The organism is Siminovitchia fortis (assembly GCF_007681465.1).
Taxonomy (GTDB): domain Bacteria; phylum Bacillota; class Bacilli; order Bacillales; family Bacillaceae_C; genus Siminovitchia; species Siminovitchia fortis.
In genome coordinates this window covers 1-20,010 of the sequence record NZ_VEKZ01000028.1, presented here as the reverse complement: position 1 = coordinate 20,010, position 20,010 = coordinate 1, and the positions used below count along the sequence as shown (strand labels likewise).

Genomic DNA, 20,010 nt, shown 5'->3' with positions numbered 1-20,010 from the left:
GATTTATTGGTTGAAGTAGTATTTGGCCATGCTGTAAGCAACTTTTTTCGGATCGACTTTATAATTGCCTTGCTCGATCTGATTTTTCAATTGCTCTACGCGGGCTTTTCGCTCTGCATCAAATCTGGATGACTGCTGGAGCTCTTTGGCTTCTTTGGAAATTTGTATTTGATCCGCATCCATACGTTCTGTGCGGGTTTGCTTTTCTACATGATTAATCTGCTTAGAATACGGATTCGTATCAGGCCTGTTGAAAGAATTGATTTTCATCAGATAACCTCCTTGCTTTCAACGTTTCGTATCTATTATATCGGTTTATCGGAATAATTGTTTAGATAATCTTCGCTGAAAAATTCACCCCCTCGCCAATGTAAAAGAGCTTACACTTTTCGCACCAGCCTCCATCAGGGCATGCGCTGCGTGATGAAGCGTCGATCCTGTCGTATAAATGTCGTCTATTAAAAGAATAACTTTTCCTGAAACGTCTTGATTCACTTTAAAAACCTGTTTCAGGTGAATCCTCTCTTCCCGGGATTTTTTCGATTGCTTTTCACCGTGGATCCGCACGAGCGCATCAAACGTTTCAAACCCGGCCTCAGCTGCCAAAGCGGCGGCCTGGTTGAACCCCCGCTCCATCAGCCGCTCACTGCTCAACGGAATCGGCACGGCCAAATCGAAGGACGCCCTTGAAACGATGCTTCGGACCTCCGGCGAAAATGCCTTCGCCAACGCATAATCCCCCCGGTATTTATAGCGTGCCAACATTTCTTTTAAAAAATCATTGTAATCATATATGGAAACATTTCGTTCAAGGACGCCCTTCCACTTCGAGTCTTTTTCCCAGCGAAAGCAATCATGGCAAATATCTTCATGAATATACTCAGCTTCCAGCTTGGCAAACGGCCTGGAACATTTCCGGCAAACCGGATCCGTGATGATTATCAATTTTCCTTTACACGTTTTGCATAAACTTTGTTCAGGCGCCCCAAATAGAAACTTTCTCCATGTCATCTCCTCCTGAATGACCGCGTCGCAATACAAACAATGATTATTCATCGAGCAGCCCCGCCTTCTGCGCTTCCTTGTTCATATGGTCGATATGAAGCAAAGCCCGGATCATCGCTTTTGTCCTGCCGTAATGAAAAAAAGTAATATCCCCTGAGGGGTATTCCGAACTTCTGCCCACCCTGCCGGCAATTTGAACAAGGGCAGCCTCAGTAAAAATATCATCTTCTGCACCAAGCACTGCCACATCTATATTTGGAAAAGTGACGCCCCTTTCCAAAATGGTTGTTGTAAGAAGAATCGGTGTCTCCCCCGCTCTCATTCTTTTTACTTTTTCCTTCCTTAACGGGTCTTCCGCATGAACGGATTCAATCGCCGGATGCAGCTTCTGAAAAATGGAAAGGGATTTTTTCATCAGCTCAATATGCGGAAGAAAAATAAGCGCCTGTTTTCCGAGCTTCAGCCGATTTTCCGTCCACTCCATTACATTATAGGGAAGCCGGCTCTTTTCCAGCCGTTTCTGCCAATTTCCACACCATGCAAATCGCGGCAGCGGCAGCGGCCTGCGGTGAAAGCGGGCAGGTATTTTAATGAATTTTCGCTTTCCAAACCGGCATTCATCCTGCCATTTCCTGCTCGGGGTTGCGGTCAAATAGATTCGCGCAGCTTCCGGCTTGGCCGATTTTTTTACTGCCCATTGCAGGCTTGCATCAAATGTATATGGAAAAGCATCGACTTCATCGACAATCATCGTGTCGAACGCATGGTGAAAACGAAGGAGTTGATGAGTAGTGGAAATCGTGATGGGAGAAAATCGGTGACGGTCTTCACTGCCGCCATACAGTGCGGAGACTTCGGCAGAGGGAAACACTTTTTGAATACGGGGCGCCAGCTCCAATACAACGTCCGTCCGCGGAGTCGCAATGCAGATCCGATGGCCAAGCTTCAACGCTTCATTGATGCCTGAAAATAGCACCTCGGTTTTTCCAGCGCCGCATACCGCCCATACAAGAAATTCATCTTTGTTCCGGACAGCGGCAACCACCGCTTCAGAAGCAGCTTCCTGTCCTTTGGAAAGCTGACCGTCCCATTGCAAATGGCTACCGGAATCCCATTTCAAAGGAGGGCTGGTCCAACGATAAAAGTCCGTGCATTGTGACACTCTTCCCATCATGAGGCACTTCCTGCAATAGACGCAGTCCTTTCCGCATGATGCACAAGGAAATTTCGAAAAAAGCCTGCCAACCCGGTTATCGCAGCGATGACACAGCCATCCTGTGTTACTGAGCCTTAATCCGGGGACTTCTTCAATATATCCATTTTTGATATGTACATTAATCTCTTCTTTGGAAAATGGGATTTCATTCAAGAGGAGCATTCGTCCGAATAAAAATCGTTGAAGCTCAGGAGAGAATTGCTGCAGGGGGTCAGATAAACGAGAAAACTTCGTATTCAATATATCACCTCTCATCACTTGCCATTCGTGCGATTATTCAGAATATCGCGCGGGCAGCAATAATCTAAAATACGCTCAATTAGAAAGTCAGAGATTGTCCGGCGCCCGGTTGGCCGCCTCATATTCAGACCGCACAAGGCCGAAATGCCTCTTTGCATCCCGGCCTCAATATTATCGTACTTCGACCCATCCATTCTTGATGGCTGTGATGACCGCTTGGGTACGATCGTTGACATTCATTTTTTGTAAAATGTTGCTCACGTGGTTTTTGACTGTTTTTTCGCTTATATAAAGCGTTTCCCCGATAGCGCGGTTGCTTTTTCCGTCAGCAAGCAGCTGCAGGACTTCACATTCGCGGCTTGTCAGCAAATGCAGGGGCACTCTCACTTCCGGCTGCTGGTAGCCTGTTCCTTTATTGTGCTGGTTGGCCAGTCTCCTGTATTCCCTCACCAGTTTATGGGTGACCTTCGGATGAATATAGGAACCTCCGTCCGCCACAACTTTGATTGCACCGATCAGCTCGTCTGAATCCATTTCTTTTAACATATAGCCCGCGGCACCGGTCTTCATGGCATGCGTCACATATGCTTCCTCATCATGGATGGAAAGGATGATCGCTTTTGAATCCGGATGAGTCTCCATCAGCTGCCTTGTTGCTTCGATGCCGTTTGTATCTTTCATATTAATATCAAGCAGGACTACATCCGGGGAATATTCCTCAACAATCCCAACTGCATCACAGCCGTCTTCACCCTCTGCCACGACAGAGAAAGTCTTTTCAAATTCCAGGATTCTCTTTACACCCTCGCGAAACAATTCGTGATCATCAATAATGGCTATTTTTGTTTGCATTCGTTATTCCCCCTTGATTGTTTTTTAATCAAATGATGGGTATCTTGATTGAAATGACTGTTCCCGCTCCTTGTTTGGAATGGATTGTGAACAGGCCGTCCAATATTTCGACGCGCTCTCTCATTCCCATCATACCGTAGCTTCCGCTCTTTCTCACGCTGACGTCAAAGCCGATGCCGTCATCCTTCACAAGAACGTATACCTTCTCAGGCTGCACTTCAACCTTTACCTGGATGGTCTTTGCCTTAGCATGCTTTAACGCATTATGTACAGCTTCTTGGATGAGCCGAAAAAGAGCCACTTCATATTTCGATGGAAGTCTCGTATCCTTCCCTAAATAAACGAACTCGATGTTCGTTGTTTTGTGGTAATCCTCGACTGTCGCCAAATATTTCTTCAATGTCGGAATCAGCCCGAGATCATCAAGGGCCATTGGGCGCAAGTCATAAATAATGCGCCTGACTTCATATAGGGTCGTACGGATCATTTTCTTGAGGCTGCGTATTTCCTCAAGTGATCGCTCCGGTCCTTCTTCTTTATGCATTTTTTCCGCCAAGTCGGAACGGATCAGGACGCTTGCGAGCAATTGCGCGGGCCCATCATGGATCTCACGGGACAGCCGCTTTCTTTCTTCTTCCTGAGCCTCGATGATGCGTAAACCGAAGTCCTGCTTCATTTTCGCATCTTCCAGGGCTTCACCCATTTCTTTGATGTCGCTTACCAAATAATTGGATACGACCGAAATTTGCGAGACAAGCATCTCTGCCCGCTCAATCGTTTGCTGCAGAATAAGCAAGCGCCTTTCAAGATCATCCCTTCGCTCTCTGAGCTGTTTTTCCAGTTGCCGGTTTATCATTAATTTCGTTTGGAGATCATGGGCTTGTTCATATGCGGTGCGCACCTGTTCTTCGCTGAATTCCTTAAAGTGCAGGCTTATGGTGGACAGGCGCTGTCTTGAGAGCCTTGATTGCACTTCCAGTTTATCGCCTTCATCAATGACTTTGCTGACTTCTTCCTTGATTTTTTCCAGTTCTTTTAATATGCTGTCATGGTCACGGCGGCACTGCTCGCCAATCTGGAAAATCTCGTGCTTGCTGCGGTCCACGGTGTTGATCATCTGTTCGACAATATTATCCAGCTCTTTTATATTCACTTTCTTAAGTGCCATTTTCCTCGAGGGGTCCCCCTTTCGGATCGGTATACTGGAAATAGGTGATAAGACATACCTACCATTCTACTAAAAGTATTATATCATGTATAATTTTATTAAACACACTATTTTAGTTGGGAAAATAATTAGCCTTTTGAAAGGAGCAGGGTCGTGCTTGCACAATATTTGACGGTAAAAGCGACGGGTACCCATGAAATCAATATTCAAAAATCAAGGTTCATCGCACATGTTAAAAGGGCCGAGACTGAGGAAGAGGCGCAGGCTTTCATTCAAGAAATTAAAAAGGAACACTGGAATGCCACCCATAACTGTTCAGCCTACATGATCGGTGAAAATGACCAGATCCAAAAAGCAAATGATGACGGCGAGCCGAGCGGAACCGCCGGAGTTCCAATGCTTGAAGTGCTGAAGAAAAGAAATTTGAAAGATACAGTTGTTGTCGTCACAAGGTATTTCGGGGGCATTAAGTTAGGGGCCGGAGGGCTCATCCGCGCCTATGGCAGAGCGGTTTCTGCAGGGATTGATGCCGTCGGGACCGTCCGGCGGACTCTCGTGACCGTCATGCATGTGAAAGCCGATTATACATGGCTTGGAAAACTTGAAAACGAAATCCGCTCCTCTGAATTTCAATTGAAAGACATCCATTATTCCGACCTTGTTGAAATCGAAGTTTATGTAAAAGAGGATCAGGTCAACGAATTCCGGGAATGGATGACGGAGCTGACAAATGGGCAAGCTGGCATATCCGAAGGCGGGCAGCTATACATGGAAACAGACATAAAGTAAGATCCTTTTTTTGTAAAGACAGGAGTAAAGACTCCCGTCTTTTTTATTAGGGAAAATTTCTTTTTGACAATAGAATTTATTTTCCATAGACAATGTCTTTCGCCATCATCAGGGCACCCAATATCCCTGAATCATCGCCGAGTGTTGGTGAAACAATATAGTTTTCCGGCTGCGGCAATGTGAGAAAGCCTTTGGATAACCGCTCCATTTCACGGTGGATGCGCTGAAGCAAATGCGGCTGCTTCATCACTCCGCCGCCCATGATGATTTTCTCGGGTGAAAGAATCAAAATATATTGCAGCAGGGCCTGCGCCAAATAATGGGCTTCTATTTCCCAAGCAGGGTGATTTTCCGGCAGCCCGGCCCCTTCTATCCCCCACCGTTTTTCGATTGCCGGACCGGCTGCCAAACCTTCCAGGCAATCCACATGATATGGACAAAAGCCTTCGAATTCGTCTTGGGGATGCCGGCGAAGGAAAATATGTCCCATTTCAGGATGGGAAAGTCCATGAAGAATCTTTCCATCCACAACGGCTCCGGCGCCGATTCCTGTTCCAACGGTCATGTACAAGCAGATGCCAAGCCCCTTGCCGGCACCAAAAAGAAATTCACCCCAAGCGGCCGCATTGACATCCGTATCAAATGCGACCGGAACATTTAAAGCTTTTTTCATCGTTTCCACAAGCGGGAAGTTGACCCATCCGGGCTTCGGTGTTGCTTTGATATATCCGTATGTATCGCTTTGCCCATTCAAGTCCAGCGGACCGAATGAACCGATGCCAAGAGCATCTATTTGATGTTTTTGAAAAAATTCAATCACTTTCGGGATCGTCTTTCCCGGATATTCCGTTGGGATCTGCACGCGCTCCATTATCTTCCCGTCTTCGGTTCCGACAGCGCAAATATACTTGGTCCCCCCGGCTTCAACCGCTCCAAGCATGTTCGTTCACTTCCTTCAAAAAGATCATTCACCTTTCATTCTATCATCATATTTATCTGTTATGAACATACACCTAGTTATGATAAAGACAATTTTTGGGGGGACGGTTATGGAAATCCGGGTACGGTCAGGAGATACGCTTTGGCATTACAGCCAGTTATTTCATATCCCGTTCATTTTGATCCTCGATTCCAATGCGAATCTTGCCAATCCAAACGCCCTTCAAGTTGGACAGACAATCCAAATTCCCGGTTACCTAACAGGAACGTATACGATCAGGCCCGGCGATACCTTTTGGAAAATTGCCCAAGACCGGAGTGTAAACGTAGATGCCCTTTTGATTTTAAACCAGGATATCAATCCGAATGAACTAACTGCCGGACAGCAGATCAATATTCCGGTAAGAGTCATGTCAAGGGTCATCGATGGCAATGAACCGTATGATTTTCAGAAAATGTCCCGCGATATGAACAGGCTGATGGCGATTTATCCTTTTATTAAAAGGCGGGAAGCGGGAAAAAGCGTACTCGGGAACCCCCTGCATGAAATGCAGATTGGACGGAAGGGAAGAAAAGTACAGATCAATGCGTCCTTTCATGCAAATGAATGGATCACTACACCTATTTTCATGCGTTTTTTAAACGATTACATGCTGGCCCTCACCAGCGGTTTGACGATCAAGGGCATACCTGCATTAACGATGTATACGGAGAGCCGGCTGTATGCCATCCCGATGGTGAATCCTGATGGTGTCAATCTTGTCCTGAACGGTCCCCCGCCCGAAAGGGAAGCCGAGCTTGTCAGGCTGAATAGGGATAGCCGGGACTTTTCCGGCTGGAAGGCGAATATTCGCGGGGTGGATTTGAATAAGCAATTCCCGGCCAAGTGGGAGTTTGAAAAAGAAAGGAAGCCGAAAGAGCCGGGCCCCCGTGACTTTCCGGGCTACACCCCTCTTTCCGAACCGGAGACTAAAACGATGGCCGGGCTGGCCAGAACGGAAAAATATGACCGGCTGCTCGCCCTTCATACGCAAGGGCAGGAAATTTATTGGGGGTATGAAGGACTGGAGCCGCCGGAGTCAAAGAAGCTTGCAAAGGATTTTGCCAGACTCAGCGGATATGAAGCAGTCCGCTACATCGACAACTACACCGGTTATAAAGACTGGTTCATCCAGGATTTCAGAAAGCCGGGCTTTACCATTGAACTGGGCAAAGGGCAAAATCCGCTGCCTCTTTCCCAATTTGAAGAAATCTATTCCCACATGCTAGGACTTTTTGTAAGATCGTTGATTTAACAATTTGATCATACCCAAAGCGATTAGGGCTCCCAGTGAATCCAACACTACATCCCATACAGAAGCCGTCCTGTCCGGAACGAATGATTGGTGAATTTCATCTGTTGCCGCATACACGGTTGTAATGACCCATGCCAATAGAAACCTGCTTTTTTCAAAACTGTTGAAAAGGAGTACCGCCAGCAGTCCGAACGCTCCCAGATGCACCAGCTTGCGGAATGCCACATTCACAAGAGCTGCCTGCCCTGAAGACAGACCAAACAATTTTTCTATTAAAACTTGTGTATTTCCGCCTGTGGAGGATGGCAAATGCGTGGCGATAAAAATGGCCGCGGCCCATGCAATGGCTGCAATCAGCCATATGTGACGTTTTCTCATGAAACACCTCTTTTTATTGGAATAATAAAGGCGGGACACTTGACATTTGCAGTCCCGCCTTTTCCGTTTTGTCAAATATTCAGATGTTCCTTCAGCACGCCTTGGACTCTTTCCCTTTCCTCTTGGGGAACAAGGTAATACCAAATGCCATCAATCTTGGTCCCTTGTCCTTCAATTTGATACTGGTCAATTTTCCGGCGCGCTTCTTTATAGTTCTTTTGAATATCCTTCATTTCATCGAATGAAAGATTTGTTTCAACATTTTTTCCCAGTGCATCAAGGACATCGTCATATTTCCAGATCGCCGAGATGTTGGCTCCTTTATTGATCACACCCTGGATGACTTGGCGCTGGCGCAGCTGGCGTCCGAAGTCTCCGCGCGGATCGTCATAACGCATGCGGGCATATGCCAGGGCATCTCTGCCATTCAAGGAAATCCGGCCTTCCGGGAAGTGTTTTTTACCGACAGAAAAATCAATGTCGTTGTCAACATCGACACCGCCGACAGCATCCACAATCTCCTTGAATCCTTCCATATTAATCTTAATATAGTAATCAATCGGAATGTCAAGAAACTTTTCAACCGTATTCATTGACATTTCAACTCCGCCAAATGCATATGCGTGATTGATTTTGTCATCGATGCCTTTGCCGACAATTTCGACCCTCGTGTCCCTTGGAATGCTGAGCATATCGATCGATTCTGTCTTCGGGTTGACGGTCATCACGATGATGGAGTCGGAACGGCCGCGGTCGCCAGGGCGTTCATCGACCCCAAGCATAAGCACTGAAAAAGGCTCTTTCTTATTAAGGGAAAGATTCGCCTCCCTCGCCACTTCCGGAGTACGTTCCAGCGGATTGTGCATGTTTTTGGCCGTTTTATTAATATTATGATAGATCGAGAAGGCAAATCCGGCTGTGGCAACAACTAGCAGAAGGATAACAGACAGCACGATCTTTAAAGTTTTTGATTTCTTTTTCGGTTTATGTCTTGCCATGAATTTTTCCCCTTTTAATGGTTCGTTTTTATAAATCTATTGATCTGCCAATATTCATTATAAATGACAATTCCCACAAATCAATAACAATTCCGGGCAGGTTGATTCACTTTGCCATTTCTATATGCTACTATATCAGGTACATTAGACGCAATAGGGAGACGTGTGTATGGTTAAAGTATTATTTGTCTGCTTGGGTAATATTTGCCGTTCGCCGATGGCTGAAGCGATCATGCGGGATTTGGTCGAAAAGGAAGGTTTGAGCGAAAAAATTTCGGTTGATTCCGCTGGTACAGGTTCATGGCATATCGGGGAACCGCCGCACAAAGGCACGGTGAAAAAGCTGGCAGAATACAATGTCAGCACCGAAGGGCTTGTTGCCAGGCAATTTTCCAAAAAAGACTTCGAAGAATATGATTACATAGTGGGAATGGACGAATCGAACATCCGGAATATTTCCAGGATAACAGGACAGCCTGACGACCCCAAGGTCGTCCGGCTTCTTGACTTGACGGATGCAAAAAAGGATGTACCTGATCCATATTATACAGGGGACTTCCAGGAAACATACGACTTGGTGAGTGAAGGGTGCCGTGTTCTGTTGGAAAAAATTAAAAAAGAAATGTAGCGTTGCTGGTTATCCCTCATTTACCGTGAGAAAACCCCGATTGATCAAGCGAACCATTTTTTTCGGAAAAACGAAAGAGGGAGCAGATTCGGAGCCGCTCCCTTGCTTTGTTCTTCTTATAATCTATGGTTTCTGTTTTCGCCGGAATAAGGATTGTAATTTTTCGCTTGCACTTCAGCTCTTCTTTTCTCCAATTCTTCGTCAAGTTTGCTCCTTTCGTCGATATTGGGATCGTTCTGCACATTTATTCCACTATCATTTGCAAGCACATTGTTTCCGCTTGGCTGCCCTTCATTCATCCTGGCATCAAGGGTGGAGGCATTTCCGAAGTCAGACTCCTCATTTATCCGGGCGGCCGTATTTATATTGCTGTTATCCATATTTTCACTATCATCACGATGCTCTCCATACATTTCGTCGATGTCAGCCTCTTCACGGCGAACCGTTTCTCTTACGGTTTCAGTATCTTCAACTTTCTTTTTGCCCACAATGAGCTCTTCATTGACAACCGGCTTCTTCGTCACTTCCACATGTTCTTCCTTTAACGGAATGCGTATGCTTTCTCCATCTTCTTCAAACGCCGCAGATGCTTCATCCATCGCTTTAGCTTCATCTGCCGGACGGCGTTCGATATACACTTCTTCCCGGCTTACCGGTACATCGAAAGATTGTTCCTCTTCCACAACATTTTTCCGGACCCTGACTTCGCCGCTTTCTACTTGCTCTTTATCGACACGAAGCTTTTCCTCATACAATTGCATGCGGGCTTCTTCAGCCGTATCTTCGCTTGTGTTCATTCCGCTTGTTTGAGAAGTTGCGTCCACCTCGCTATGAGGCACAAAATTCGATTCAGTATGCATTTCAGTATCGGCATTATGCACATTCATCGGATTGTCATTCATATGTTCTTCAAGAGAATCATGTATGCGGCCATATTCCTTGTCCACATACAGTAAAATTCCGCCGTTATCGATCTCATGGTAGTAGTCGTCCATTTCAGGGCCGTCCAGACCCGCATTATGCAAGGCCTCCCTCACCGGCTCTTCCCCTGTGATAAATCCTACAAAGCGGTCAAACCAGTTGCCGCCTTTAGATTTCACGTCAATATTTGTTCTGCCGCGCACCATTGACACGTCATCCTCATCTTTTGCAACGGCATATATATCACTTGCGTCGTAACCTTGCGTTTCCAATTCCTCAACCTTCCGGATGGCTTCTTCTTCCGAGTGGAAAATTCCGATGATTTCCTTATCCATTAGTGTTCTCCTCCTTGGGTTGACTTTTGTGGTTCGTTTCAATGTATACCCGGGTTTTGAATATGGAAACACAATTATTTTCAATAGGAAAAAGCTCCGGATGTCCGGAGCCTTGTAAAGAAGGATTTGAAGTTGATTTTTGCGGTTTTTGAATGAAGAATTCTTTGTGAAGACAAACCTGAGGGGTCATCTGCTCCGCATGATCTGTGCTAAACGCGCAGGCATCATATCATGTATACTTGCCTTTCCACCCAGAAATATGAGCCTTCATTGTTTTCATTTCATCTGAAACAATGCTGAAAATAGATTGATGTTCATCAAGTCTGGCCTCGACTTGTTTAAAATGACTGCGCATCTCCTTCGTCAGGTTATCAATCTTTTCACTGTTGCCGCGCAGCTCTGTTTTAACTTCCTGAAGTTCTGCATACATTGCTTTTTGATTAGACTTGACTTCTTGAAGTTCAGACCGCATCTTCCACTGGTCCTTCTGCAATTCCAGAATTTCAGCACGCATTGCTTTCTGATCAGACTTCACTTCCTGTAGCTCTGCACGCATCGCTTTCTGGCCAGTTTTCACTTCCTGAAGCTCCGTACGCACCTCTTGGAAACCGTTATCCAAATCGACCAGCTTTGTTAAAATTTCTTTCAGGACTGCTTCCATTTCTTTTTTCCACCTCCTCTTTGTGGACAATTATAGCATAGCCGGCATATTTGTATATGAAATATTACGTATTACTTCCAATCTATTTACCTATTATTCTGTGTTATAATGAAGCAAATTGACTATTCTCCTTTTTTCTTCACCTTCCCCGTTTTCTCCCCAATCATCATTTTTTTCTTAAAAGACCCAAAAAATAACATAGAAAGGCAGTGAGGCCAATTGGACGAGCGTTTGCTAAAGCCTATCAGTGAAGCATCTTATTTAACCGCTGATAATGCCGGCAGATATCGGGCGATTTTGCGGTATTTTTACAAAAGGCACGAAAGGATGCAACACTTCCTCTATCCTGAAGAGGTCTATGAACATTTGCGGCAGTTTGAGCATTTTTCACAATATACGATAGAAATGCTTGAGCATGATTTAAACCAGCTTGTGAAGTGGAAAAATTTATATGCCCGCCAAGAAACGAGCAACGTGAAAACAATAGAAGAGTTTAAAAAGAAAAGATTCCGTTACCAGTGCAGCCCGTATACGGTAGAAATAGAAAGAATGGTCATGTCTTTGGAAAACATGGGTGAAGGGTTTGGCGGTTCACTGGAAAAGACATTATTCGATCGACTCTATGAATCATTGCGAAAGCTTTCCGAAACAGGTAAAAATGCGGATTCAAACTTGACGGACGAAGAGTGGCACCGGATTTGGACAGATATCTATGATTATTTTACGAAGATCGTCCAAAACTCGACCGATTATATCGCTTACCTGTCAAGCGAAAATATTGAAGATCGAATGATGACCGAAGCCTTTTTGACCTATAAAGATCATTTCACCCAATATTTGCGTGATTTTATCATCTCCTTACAGCAAACAAGCCTGCAAATCGAATCGGTCATTAGCGGCCTGCCATCAAAAACAATTCAACATGTCGCCAAACGTGAGGCGGATTATCAGGCAAGTATACCAAGACTGGACCAGCAAACACTGACCGCTGAAGAAATCCAACAATCGGTGCAGGAACAATGGGACAACCTGAAGGAGTGGTTTTTGGGAAAAGACGGGCGCCCCAGCGAGTTGGAAAGACTGCAAAACAGTACGAATGAAACAATCCGCAGAATGACCCGCTTTGTTCAGAGACTTGGTGAGAGACATCAGCATTTTCGGAGCAGGAAAAAAGATTATCTTCATTTGGCGGATTGGTTTGCCCATTTGACTGACATCAATGAGGCCCATTGCCTCTCCTCTCTCGTTTTCGGCGTTTCGCATTCACGTCATATATACGCAGAGGAGAAACGTACTGAAAACATCTATTCGGATATTTGGGATGAGGAGCCTTCCGAATTAATCATCAAACCGCGTGTAAGACAATACCGGGAGAAGACCAAGCCGACAGCCATTCAAAACCATAAATTGGAGAAAATCGCCGCTCTTAATGATTATATGGAACAGAAAGAAGCCGAGCAGCGGATGATCGAGCAATATATCGATCAAAACACAATCACTTTTAAAAGCCTTCCGGTGATTGAGCCGCAGGTGAGAAAAGTTCTGTTGTCGTGGGTCGGAAAAGCGATGGCCAAAAAAGACCGGACCATTAAAGTCGAATCCGGCCGCGTACTGACAGTCGGCCTGATCGATGAGACCCTGATCCGGCTGGAATCGAAAGACGGGGTATTGCACATGCCCAATTTTCAAATACAGTTTCTCCCACAGGAGGATGATGATGGAAAAAGACACAAAAATCTTCGATGACAAAGCGAAAGCAGCGTTGGAGCTGCTGATGGAACAGTTTTGGATATTAAGGGAAACACAGCCGGAAGAATACCAACTGATCCGGGAACGGGAACACAGCGTACGCAGATATGTAGAAGAAAAGTTCGGATTCCGTTTTATCGTACACCAACATTTTATCAAACTTGAAAAAATCCCGTCAGAGCCTGAAAGCTGGATGGGAATCACATCCTTCCAGTCTCCGATGGATTACGCCTTGTTTTGCTGCCTTCTTGGGTTTCTTGAAAGCAAATCGGTAGATGAACAGTTTCTATTATCCGATCTTACTGAAGAATTATCCGCGACTTATCCCGGCGTTTTTCAGCTTGACTGGACCCACTATGAACATAGGAAGTCATTGATCAGGGTCATCCAGTCGGCAATGGATTTTGGCATCCTAAAAGCCATAGACGGCGATATCAAAGGATTCCAATTAAATGAAGAGCAGGAAGTTCTTTATGAAGTCCCCATTGTTTCACGATATTTCATGCGGTCCTATCCAAAAGACCTGTTCCAGTTTGACTCAATCGAAGAACTGATCCAATACGATAAAGCAGCTTCATCCAATGACGAGAGGCGGCATCGTGTATATAGACAATTGTTTTTGTCGCCCGCCATGTACCGGAAGCAACAAGATGATCCCGACTTTCACTATTTGCGTAATTTCAGAAACAGATTAAGAGATGATATTGAAGAACATACAGACTACCAGTTCGAATTATATAAAAATGCAGCTATGCTGGTCGCTCCGGAGAAGAAGCAAAAGGCTGTTTTGTTCCCGGACCAAAAAGCCATCATGGACATCGTTCTGCAATTTTCCGATGTTTTGCGCCAGTCTTTTTTACAGTTCCCCCCGAATGATTACGGGATTGTTCGCATGACAGCAACCGATTTTGAATCACTCTTGGAAGAGTGTTCGAAACAGTTCGGTGCCGGCTGGAGCAAGGCTCACCGTGAAGCTTCCACGAAACAACTGACAAGAGAGCTTCTTGCAGTCATGAGTCAATGGAAAATGGCAGAGTTGGAGGAGGAGACAGAGATGATTTTAATTCTTCCTCTTCTTGGCAGGCTGACAGGAAGGTACCCGGACGATTTTCAAGGAGGAGAAAAGGATGTCAGAAAATAAATGGAAGATGAACAGAGCAGGCCTTGTTAATTTCTGGTATTATGACGATGAAATATTCCAGTTTGCCGATGGTAAACTGTTGCTCCGGGGCAGCAACGGATCCGGAAAGTCTGTGACGATGCAAAGCCTGATACCTGTTTTGCTGGATGGAAGAAAAAGCCCCGACCGCCTCGATCCCTTTGGGTCACGTGCGAGAAAAATGGAAGATTACCTGCTTGGGGAAAAAGATGTCACCCAGCGTGATGAACGGACAGGCTACCTGTTTCTGGAATATAAACGGCAAGGCAGCGAACAATATGTGACAACCGGGATCGGACTTAGGGCCAAGCGGCAGAAAAGCCTGGATTTCTGGGGCTTTTCCATCACGGACAACCGCCGGGTCGGCAAGGATTTTTTCTTGTATAAAGAAGAAAAAAACGGCGGCGATTATGAAAAAATCCCCCTGACGAAAAAAGAGCTGGAGACAAAAATCGGGATTGGCGGAAAAGTCGTCTACACTCAAAAGGAATATATGGACCTTGTCAATAAATCCATCTTTGGTTTCGAAGATCTGGATGCATACGATGAACTGATTAAATTGATTATCCAACTGAGAAGCCCGAAGCTTTCGAAGGATTTCAAGCCTACGGTCATTTACGGCATATTGGAAAGTTCCCTTCCCGAATTATCGGACGACGAGCTTCGTCCTTTGTCCGATACAATTGAAATGATGGATCAGACCAAGCAGCAGCTTGACCAGCTTGAACGCGACCACGCCTCATTGCAGCGTCTCTGCAAACAATATGACAATTATAACCAATATATGCTGACCGAAAAAGCAGACGATTATATAAAAGCAGTCAAAGCACTCAAAGAGCGTACGGGAGAGAAAAACAGACTTGAACAGATGATTTCCGAATTTGAAAACCTGCTGGCAGAGGGAGAAAAAGAAGACAATCGGCTGCGGCAGGAAAAGGAAGTTTTTACAGAAACAAAAAGACAGCTGGAACAGCACGAAGTTTTTCAGGCTGAAGAAGAGAGGCAAAAGAAACTGAAGGAGCTGGAACAATACAGCAAAGAGTCCTCTCAAAAAGAAAGATCATATGATCAAAAGCTTGCACGTGAAGGTGAATTAAAGAAAAAAATTGAAGACCTGCAGCTTACCCGGGATAAAAGTGAACAAGAAATGGAAGATTGGCTTGAGGAACTGTCAATCAACGCAGAAACCGCCGGTTTTCATAAGCATGCCATTAATGCATCCGATTTTTCAAGATTAAAAGAGGAAACATTTGATTTTACAGTATGGAAAAACGAAGCCCGCCAGTACGCCAATCTGATAGAACAAATTTTACTGAAATGGTCTGAGCATGACAGGGAAAAGAGCCGTTATGAGGATGCAAGCAAAGCCCATGGCGATGCTGACAGAAAGCTGGATGAAACTATTAGGGATGAAAACAAATGGGAGCATTTATTTTCAGAGGAAAAAGACAGGCTTCTGCAAGAAATCATCACATGGTACGAAAACGCCGATTTTATGGAAGCATCAAATGAGTTGTATCAGCAGACATCCCATTTAATCCACGGTCTATATGACTCTTATCCATACGGACAGATAAAAGAGCCGATCCAAAAAGAGCTTTCTGCATTTGAACAAAAGTGGAAAAACAGGGAACTGGCGCTTGACTTTGAAATAAAAACAGTCGAAAAGCAGAAGCTCATAAAAGAACAGGAATTGAATGATTGGAAGAATAAAAAAGACCCGGAACTGGAAAGACACCCAAAAACAATTGAAGCGAGAAGCTTATTGAAGAAGCAGGGAATTGACTTTGTCCCCTTCTATAAAGCCGTGGAATTTCAGGGTCATGTAAGTGAACAGATGAAAGAAAGAATCGAAGCTGCACTGAAAGAAGCGGGGATTCTTGATGCGCTTATTGCGGAAAAAGGCACCTCGTCCATTAAGCATGACAAAGTGTTGATTCCCTGCCCTGTTAAAGGAAAAGAAACACTTAAAGCTTTGCTTCAGCCGGCTTTCAGTGAAGAGACGGCGATGCTGGCACATGAGATTGAAGATGTTCTCTCCAGCATTGAAATCACGGATGAGGAAAATCCGGCTGGGGCATCCGTTTCCCTTTCGGGAAGTTACCGCCTGTCAATGGTGAAAGGTCAGGCGCCTCCCCTTGAAGGCCCCCGCCTGATCGGAGTATTGGCAAGGGAACAATACCGGCTCGGAAAAATTAAGGAACTGGAGCTGGAAATCAGCCAGCTTCAGGAAAAAGTCTCATTGTTGGCAAGCGATCATCAAGAGGCCGTTTTGAAACAGCAGTCAGCCCGAAAAGCGTTTGAACAATTCCCGAGTGATGCAGATGTGCAAACCGCCCATCAAGAATACATCCAAGCTAAAGCAAAAACGAAAATGGCCCAGCTTGACAAGCAGGAAAAAAACGAAAAAATGAAAGCCGCCTTTGATCAGTGGGAAGTTGTCCGCTCTGAACTCCATGCCCTTGCGAAAGATTTGGAATTAGAGTTCAATTCCGATGCGTATCATGAGGCAAAGGCCGAAATGAACGCCTATTCCAACCACTTACAGGAGCTACAGCTGGCATATGGCCATTATAAAAGTACAAAGGGCCATATAGAAACCCATCAGGAAAATTTGCAAGAAATCGTGGAGGATCTTCTGCAACTGAAGGGTGAAATGAACAGTCTGCAACACTTGATGGAAAAAACACAGCTTAGCCTGCAGCAGCTGGAAAGCAGGCTTCATGAACTGGGTGCCGATGAAATCAGGAATGAAATCGAACGGGTGACAGGAAAGTTGGCCTATATTGATGAGCGCATTCCCGAGCTTGCAGGAGAATTAACAGGGGCGCAAAAAGACAAAGAACGGGCCGAAGAGGACTTGGATGCCTGTATAAATGACATTTCACGTGATGAGCAGCTTGCAAAAATATTAAAGTCAATGCTGGCGGAGGAAATTAAACTGCAGTTGACAGACATTACGGTTCCGGAAACTGCCGGGATAGATGAGCTGGCCCGGATTGTTATCAAGGAAGCGGGAGAAATTTTGAGAAAAGAGACCCGGACATCTGTACATGAAAAACTGACAAGGGCTTTTTTCCAAGAACAGCAAAACCTTGTGGAATATCGGTTAACCGAAGAAATACAGCAATTTCAGTTTGAATCATCCTCCGAATGGGATAGCCGCCATTTATGGGAAAAGAACAGGCGGGTCATTTTGAAGCTCGAATTCAAAGGCCAGCGCATCAGCCCCTATTCCGCGCTGAAAGAAGTTGAAAACGACATTTATGTACAAAACGAAGTTTTAAATGAACGGGATAGGGAGCTATATGAAGAGATCATTTTAAACAGCGTTGGAAGGATTATCAGAGGCAGGATACATCGTGCCGAGCATTGGGTGAAAAAAATTAATCATTTAATGGAAAACAGGGATCCTTCTTCAGGGCTTACTTTTTCGATCAGATGGAGGCCAAAAACAGCCGATGCGGAAGAGGAAATGGATACAAAAGATTTGGTTGACTTACTGAGGACCGATCCAAGACTTTTAATGGAGGCGGACATGGAGCGGGTTACAAGCCACTTCCGTTCAAAAATTTCCAGGGCCCGGGAACTTGCGGAGGTCGAAGGCTTCGGCACAACGCTGCATCAGGTTATAAAAGATATACTCGACTACAGGCAATGGTTCGCCTTCACCCTTTATTACACAAGGGAAGGAGAACGCAAAAAGGAGCTGACGAACAACGACTTCTTTAAGTTCAGCGGCGGTGAAAAAGCGATGGCCATGTATATTCCGCTTTTTTCCGCAGCCTATTCCCGCTACCAGGAAGCAAGAGCTGATGCTCCGTTCGTCATTTCGCTTGATGAAGCATTTGCCGGCGTAGATGAGAACAATATAAGGGATATGTTTCAGCTCGTTGAGGAGCTGGACTTCAACTACATTATGAACTCACAGGCGCTGTGGGGAGATTACGACACCGTATCAAAATTATCCATAGCCGAGCTTGTAAGGCCGAAGAATGCCCCCTACGTGACAGTGATACGTTATTTCTGGAATGGGACTGAAAAACAGCTTCTTTATGATGAATACGAGTTTGAACAGTTGAAGGTGTGATTTGACATGAGTTTAATGGATGAATTGATTGAGTATGTGCGAAGCGAGCCGGGGCTGGATCGGCTGCTCCGCGCGTTGCTCGAACGATATATCCAATTAGGCCGGATCGGCGGGAGCGTAAAGCTTGCAAACTTGACATCGGAAGAAAAAGAAAGCCTATCTTTGTTTTTTAGAAAAGATTACAGCCGGCAGGCATCAGCCAGTATCTCATTCGCAGCTTTTGAAAAAGCCCTGCTAAAAACGAAGTTTGCCGAAATTGATATTCAGGCTTTATTAAATGCGTACGCAGGGAAGAAAGTTTACACCAGGAATGAGGCTGAAGAGCTGTACCAATTGCAGAAATATCATTTTTTTCGGGAGTTGCAGCAGGTTCACCCGCAATACGGAAGCTGGATCGAGTACGTAAGGAAAAAAGGAAGGGGAACAAGGGCCATTCACCAACTATATGATGAAAACCCGGAGTATCTTAGGAAGTTGATTCACATCGTTTGTGATGCACTCTCCCAGCTTCCCGCAGCACCAAAATATGAGAGGCTCCCGTTCTTTGCCCAGAAAATCACGCAAAACCCCCATGCCTTCGACATGGATCAGCATGGCGGTAGAATTCTGCTTCACGCCTTGCAATTTCTGTTATGGGAAAGAGGGGAAATTCCTTATATTCGCGGAAGATTAAATGCAGAAGAAGCAAATGACCTTTTGCAAAATTTCCAGCTCCTTCGCGATGACCTTTTGAATTTTGTAACGTTCACTGGATTAACTGGAGAAACTGTTTCCGGCGAGCACCCGGTTTTAAAAGCGGCGAATGAAGTGAAAGCGGTGCTGAACTTCCCCCTTAGGGAGGCTGCAAAATTGAGATCCTGCCGCCCAGTAAAAGGGAATGCTGTTTTTATCGTGGAAAATTCAGGTGTGTGTTCCGAATTGCTTGACCGGTGGCCATTTCCTTCTCCTCCTCCATTAATCAGTACGAACGGGCAGTTCAAACTTGCTTCTTTACTGTTGATCGATCTGCTTACAGCCGGGAACACGTTTATTTATTATTCCGGTGATTTTGATCCGGAGGGATTGTTAATGGCCAATAGGCTGTTAAATCGATGCCCCTCCAAGATTAAGCTTTGGAGATATTCTGTTGAAGACTACAGGTCGTGCCGGGCAAAAGTGGATATTTCCAAGAAACGCCTTGCAAAACTTGATAAATTGGAATCAAATGAACTGCTATGCTTGAAAAAAGAGATCATTTCAGCAAAGAAAGCCGGATACCAGGAAGAGTTGGTTCCATTGCTTTTAAAAGATATGAAGAAACAGCTCTTATAAAGAAAAAGGCCTGCATTTATAAAAACGGGTTCTCTTTTGAAGTGCAAAATGTGGAAAAGCAGGTTAAATAACTTACGAAAAAGCGTGGTAATTCGCAAGTGATCCGCCAAAAAATAGATATGAGAATTCATAAGCGGAGAACTTCCGTCTATTGTAAATTTTGAGGCATAATAAGCAGATATAAGCGGAGATATTCCGATTAACACTTATAAACCTGGATTACGAAAGTAAAATCTAGTTATTAAATACAAAAAGGGCTCCAGCCTTTGGTATAAT

The 20,010-nt window shown here is 45.0% G+C and carries 17 protein-coding genes; 7 read left to right on the top strand and 10 right to left on the bottom strand.

Annotated elements, in window-relative coordinates; genetic code table 11:
* Positions 1–3: 3 nt before the first annotated feature.
* From flgM to FS666_RS10570, 5 genes are all read right to left on the bottom strand, one after another.
* Positions 4–270 (bottom strand): flagellar biosynthesis anti-sigma factor FlgM, encoded by a 267-nt coding sequence (gene flgM, locus FS666_RS10590; RefSeq protein ID WP_120070341.1) that lies wholly within the window; start codon positions 268–270, stop codon positions 4–6.
* A gap of 84 nt (positions 271–354) precedes the next feature.
* Positions 355–1,056, bottom strand: coding sequence for a ComFC family protein (locus tag FS666_RS10585; protein WP_120070344.1), 702 nt, complete (start codon positions 1,054–1,056; stop codon positions 355–357).
* Positions 1,049–2,383: an ATP-dependent helicase ComFA gene (locus FS666_RS10580; protein WP_235870286.1), complete on the bottom strand. Its 1,335-nt coding sequence runs from the start codon at positions 2,381–2,383 to the stop codon at positions 1,049–1,051. Before FS666_RS10580 ends, FS666_RS10585 begins: the two co-directional genes overlap by 8 nt.
* A 249-nt stretch (positions 2,384–2,632) precedes the next feature.
* Positions 2,633–3,313, bottom strand: a complete 681-nt coding sequence (locus tag FS666_RS10575) for a response regulator (protein WP_120070350.1) — start codon at positions 3,311–3,313, stop codon at positions 2,633–2,635.
* A 28-nt stretch (positions 3,314–3,341) separates the two neighbouring features.
* Positions 3,342–4,481 carry a sensor histidine kinase gene (locus FS666_RS10570; protein WP_120070353.1) on the bottom strand — a complete coding sequence of 380 codons (1,140 nt, stop codon included), beginning with the start codon at positions 4,479–4,481 and terminating at the stop codon, positions 3,342–3,344.
* Positions 4,482–4,634: 153 nt separating this feature from the next.
* Here FS666_RS10570 and FS666_RS10565 point away from each other — a divergent pair, with 153 nt between their 5' ends.
* A complete protein-coding gene (locus FS666_RS10565; RefSeq protein WP_144462167.1) occupies positions 4,635–5,270 on the top strand; it encodes a YigZ family protein in 636 nt (211 codons plus the stop codon).
* 76 nt (positions 5,271–5,346) lie between these two features.
* On the opposite strand, the gene FS666_RS10560 is transcribed toward FS666_RS10565, so the two are convergent.
* Positions 5,347–6,210 carry an ROK family protein gene (locus FS666_RS10560; RefSeq protein ID WP_120070359.1) on the bottom strand — a complete coding sequence of 288 codons (864 nt, stop codon included), beginning with the start codon at positions 6,208–6,210 and terminating at the stop codon, positions 5,347–5,349.
* Between the two features lie 109 nt (positions 6,211–6,319).
* On the opposite strand from FS666_RS10560, the gene FS666_RS10555 reads away from it, so the two are divergent.
* Complete coding sequence (locus FS666_RS10555; protein WP_120070362.1) at positions 6,320–7,504, top strand: M14 family metallopeptidase; 1,185 nt, start codon at positions 6,320–6,322, stop codon at positions 7,502–7,504.
* On the opposite strand, the gene FS666_RS10550 is transcribed toward FS666_RS10555, so the two are convergent.
* Together FS666_RS10550 and tagU are read right to left on the bottom strand one after the other, a co-directional pair.
* Entirely contained in the window at positions 7,475–7,882 is a 408-nt protein-coding gene (locus FS666_RS10550) for a VanZ family protein (RefSeq protein ID WP_120070366.1), read from the bottom strand. The genes FS666_RS10555 and FS666_RS10550 overlap by 30 nt on opposite strands.
* Before the next feature lie 71 nt (positions 7,883–7,953).
* Positions 7,954–8,880, bottom strand: a complete 927-nt coding sequence (tagU, locus tag FS666_RS10545) for a polyisoprenyl-teichoic acid--peptidoglycan teichoic acid transferase TagU (RefSeq protein ID WP_120070369.1) — start codon at positions 8,878–8,880, stop codon at positions 7,954–7,956.
* Positions 8,881–9,049: 169 nt separating this feature from the next.
* Here tagU and FS666_RS10540 point away from each other — a divergent pair, with 169 nt between their 5' ends.
* Complete coding sequence (locus FS666_RS10540) at positions 9,050–9,508, top strand: low molecular weight protein-tyrosine-phosphatase (protein WP_120070372.1); 459 nt, start codon at positions 9,050–9,052, stop codon at positions 9,506–9,508.
* Between the two features lie 116 nt (positions 9,509–9,624).
* Here FS666_RS10540 and FS666_RS10535 read toward each other — a convergent pair whose 3' ends face one another.
* A complete protein-coding gene (locus FS666_RS10535) occupies positions 9,625–10,764 on the bottom strand; it encodes a YsnF/AvaK domain-containing protein (protein WP_144462169.1) in 1,140 nt (379 codons plus the stop codon).
* A gap of 229 nt (positions 10,765–10,993) precedes the next feature.
* On the bottom strand, positions 10,994–11,425 hold the full coding sequence (locus FS666_RS10530; RefSeq protein WP_144462171.1) for a hypothetical protein: 432 nt from the start codon (positions 11,423–11,425) through the stop codon (positions 10,994–10,996).
* Between the two features lie 219 nt (positions 11,426–11,644).
* Here FS666_RS10530 and FS666_RS10525 point away from each other — a divergent pair, with 219 nt between their 5' ends.
* The 4 genes from FS666_RS10525 to FS666_RS10510 are packed head-to-tail and all read left to right on the top strand — an operon-like array spanning position 11,645 to position 19,734.
* A complete protein-coding gene (locus FS666_RS10525; protein WP_144462173.1) occupies positions 11,645–13,171 on the top strand; it encodes a TIGR02677 family protein in 1,527 nt (508 codons plus the stop codon).
* Positions 13,143–14,315, top strand: coding sequence for a TIGR02678 family protein (locus FS666_RS10520; RefSeq protein WP_144462175.1), 1,173 nt, complete (start codon positions 13,143–13,145; stop codon positions 14,313–14,315). Before FS666_RS10525 ends, FS666_RS10520 begins: the two co-directional genes overlap by 29 nt.
* Entirely contained in the window at positions 14,302–18,423 is a 4,122-nt protein-coding gene (locus FS666_RS10515) for a TIGR02680 family protein (RefSeq protein ID WP_144462177.1), read from the top strand. The genes FS666_RS10520 and FS666_RS10515 overlap by 14 nt, the downstream gene beginning before the upstream one ends.
* Before the next feature lie 6 nt (positions 18,424–18,429).
* Positions 18,430–19,734 carry a TIGR02679 family protein gene (locus FS666_RS10510; RefSeq protein WP_144462179.1) on the top strand — a complete coding sequence of 435 codons (1,305 nt, stop codon included), beginning with the start codon at positions 18,430–18,432 and terminating at the stop codon, positions 19,732–19,734.
* Positions 19,735–20,010 lie beyond the last annotated feature (276 nt).

Bases quoted from the DNA above. Each gene is read 5' to 3' on its own strand.
- flgM (WP_120070341.1), bottom strand. From the start codon at position 270: ATGAAAATCAATTCTTTCAACAGGCCTGATACGAATCCGTATTCTAAG.
- FS666_RS10585 (WP_120070344.1), bottom strand. From the start codon at position 1,056: ATGAATAATCATTGTTTGTATTGCGACGCGGTCATTCAGGAGGAGATG.
- FS666_RS10580 (WP_235870286.1), bottom strand. From the start codon at position 2,383: ATGCTCCTCTTGAATGAAATCCCATTTTCCAAAGAAGAGATTAATGTA.
- FS666_RS10575 (WP_120070350.1), bottom strand. From the start codon at position 3,313: ATGCAAACAAAAATAGCCATTATTGATGATCACGAATTGTTTCGCGAG.
- FS666_RS10570 (WP_120070353.1), bottom strand. From the start codon at position 4,481: ATGGCACTTAAGAAAGTGAATATAAAAGAGCTGGATAATATTGTCGAA.
- FS666_RS10560 (WP_120070359.1), bottom strand. From the start codon at position 6,210: ATGCTTGGAGCGGTTGAAGCCGGGGGGACCAAGTATATTTGCGCTGTC.
- FS666_RS10555 (WP_120070362.1), top strand. From the start codon at position 6,320: ATGGAAATCCGGGTACGGTCAGGAGATACGCTTTGGCATTACAGCCAG.
- FS666_RS10550 (WP_120070366.1), bottom strand. From the start codon at position 7,882: ATGAGAAAACGTCACATATGGCTGATTGCAGCCATTGCATGGGCCGCG.
- tagU (WP_120070369.1), bottom strand. From the start codon at position 8,880: ATGGCAAGACATAAACCGAAAAAGAAATCAAAAACTTTAAAGATCGTG.
- FS666_RS10540 (WP_120070372.1), top strand. From the start codon at position 9,050: ATGGTTAAAGTATTATTTGTCTGCTTGGGTAATATTTGCCGTTCGCCG.
- FS666_RS10535 (WP_144462169.1), bottom strand. From the start codon at position 10,764: ATGGATAAGGAAATCATCGGAATTTTCCACTCGGAAGAAGAAGCCATC.
- FS666_RS10530 (WP_144462171.1), bottom strand. From the start codon at position 11,425: ATGGAAGCAGTCCTGAAAGAAATTTTAACAAAGCTGGTCGATTTGGAT.
- FS666_RS10520 (WP_144462175.1), top strand. From the start codon at position 13,143: ATGGAAAAAGACACAAAAATCTTCGATGACAAAGCGAAAGCAGCGTTG.
- FS666_RS10515 (WP_144462177.1), top strand. From the start codon at position 14,302: ATGTCAGAAAATAAATGGAAGATGAACAGAGCAGGCCTTGTTAATTTC.
- FS666_RS10510 (WP_144462179.1), top strand. From the start codon at position 18,430: ATGAGTTTAATGGATGAATTGATTGAGTATGTGCGAAGCGAGCCGGGG.